At 75.5% G+C, this 1291-nt stretch carries 2 protein-coding genes; both read left to right on the forward strand.

Annotated features, from left to right (window positions below; all coding sequences use genetic code 11):
* On the forward strand, window positions 1-514 hold a 514-nt coding region (locus AB0I76_RS30120), incomplete at its 5' end, for a hypothetical protein (protein WP_357042592.1).
* Between the two features lie 65 nt (window positions 515-579).
* The gene (locus AB0I76_RS30125; protein WP_357042595.1) at window positions 580-1158 is read left to right on the forward strand and encodes a DUF6529 family protein; all 579 of its coding nucleotides are present in this window, start codon (window positions 580-582) and stop codon (window positions 1156-1158) included.
* Window positions 1159-1291: the final 133 nt, after the last annotated feature.

Genomic DNA, 1291 nt, shown 5'->3' on the forward strand with positions numbered 1-1291 from the left:
CGAACCGGCACCGCCGCCGGCGGCACCCGCACCGGCGGTGGACGGCACCTGGACCGGCCGCCTCGACGGCGGCGCGACCATCGCCGTCACCGTCAAGGGCGACAAGGCGTCGGCGTACGTCTGCGACGGCCGGAGCCTGGAGATCTGGCTGCGCGGCACGGTGACCGGCGGCGCGCTCGACCTGTCCGGGAAGGACGGCGCCCGGTTGACCGGGCGGATCGACGGCGACCGGGCCACCGGTGAGGTGACGGGCCGCGGAAGGACGTGGGCGTTCACGGCCACCGCGACCGGCGGAAACGCGCCGGCGCTCTACCGGGCCACCGCGCAGGTCCGCGACGCGGGGGTGGACGGTGGCTGGATCCTGCTGCCCGACGGCACGCAGACCGGCGTGGTGACCTGGAACGGCCGTCCGGTGTCGGCGCCGCCGCTGGATCCGGCCTTCGGCACCACGATCGTCAACGGCGTCCGGATCACCGCCGAGCCGGTCGTGCCGGGCACCGGGACCGGTGGGTGATGGCGGACCACCGCCGCAACGGGCCCCGGGCCACCATGGACCCCGGGCCGACCGTACGGGTGGAGATGCTGCCCGACCCGTTCGCCGGTCCCTTCGCCGACCCGGCGCCGGCCCGCGCCGGCCGGGCGTCGCTCCTCGTGCCCCTGCTGGTGGGTGCGGGCGTGGCGGTGGCGCTGGGCGCCTACGGCCGCACCCACCCGCCGACCGGGATCGCGGTCAACCTCGCCGGCTTCTCCAGCGCGCAGACGGTCAAGGTGTGGCTGGGCACCGGGGCGGCGCTCTTCGCGGTCCTCCAGGTGCTCTCCGCGCTGGCGATGTACGGCCGGTTGGGCCGGTTCACGCCGTCCTGGGCCGGCGTCACGCACCGCTGGTCGGGACGGATCGCGTTCCTGCTGACCGTTCCGGTCGCGGTGCACTGCCTCTACGCGCTGGGCTTCGCCGACGCCGACCTGCGGACGCTGCTGCACTCGGCGCTCGGGTGCTTCTTCTTCGGGGTGTTCACCACGAAGATGCTCGCCCTGCCGAAGCCCGGCCTGGCCGGCTGGGTGCTGCCGGTGGTCGGCGGTGTCGTCTTCACCGCGCTCATCGGGGTGTGGCTGACCTCGTCGGTCTGGTACTTCACGACGTTCGGCGTGCAGCGGTGACGCGCGCCGGGAGGGACAACGGGATGAGCGACGATCCACGGGACGCCCGGCCCTGTCGGCGGGCGGTCCTGGCCGGCGGCGGCGCGGCCGGCGTCACGGCGCTGCTGGCCGGCTGCCAGACGTACGGGGCGGC

This window comes from Micromonospora sp. NPDC049799, assembly GCF_040656655.1.
Lineage (GTDB): Bacteria > Actinomycetota > Actinomycetes > Mycobacteriales > Micromonosporaceae > Micromonospora.